This window comes from Virgibacillus carmonensis, from assembly GCF_057836705.1.
In genome coordinates, this window is the sequence record NZ_JBYQFJ010000447.1 from 1 (window position 1) to 505 (window position 505).

Annotated in this window: 1 protein-coding gene; it reads left to right on the plus strand. The window is 40.0% G+C overall.

Annotated elements, in window-relative coordinates; translation table 11 throughout:
* The coding region (locus tag AC3G7N_RS22815; protein ID WP_489424371.1) for a phosphate ABC transporter ATP-binding protein at positions 1 to 387 on the plus strand (387 nt) is incomplete at its 5' end.
* Between the last annotated feature and the right edge of the window lie 118 nt (positions 388 to 505).

Below are 505 nucleotides of genomic sequence, written 5' to 3' on the forward strand. Positions count from 1 at the left end.
GTTGAAAAAAGTTTGAAGGGAGCCACACTATGGGAGGAAGTAAAAGATCGCTTAACCGAAAATGCATTTGGGTTGTCTGGCGGGCAGCAACAACGGCTATGTATTGCTAGATGTTTAGCGATTGAACCAGAAGTCATTTTAATGGATGAACCAACATCGGCGCTAGATCCAATTTCAACGTTGAAGGTGGAAGAACTAGTGCAGAATCTTAAAAAGGAATTCAGCATTGTAATAGTTACGCATAATATGCAACAGGCAGCGAGAATTTCAGATAGAACGGCATTCTTTCTAAACGGTGAAGTAGTAGAGTACAGCAATACAGATAAACTTTTTTCTAATCCTACTGATAAACGTACGGAAGATTACATTACCGGCCGTTTTGGATAGTTAATGGAGGTGCAGATTTTGACTAGAGAAAGCTTTGAAGAGCAATTAATAACGTTAAAGTCCGAGTTAATGGAGCTTGGTGACCTAGCCAAGTTTGCTTTGGACCAATCAATCCAAG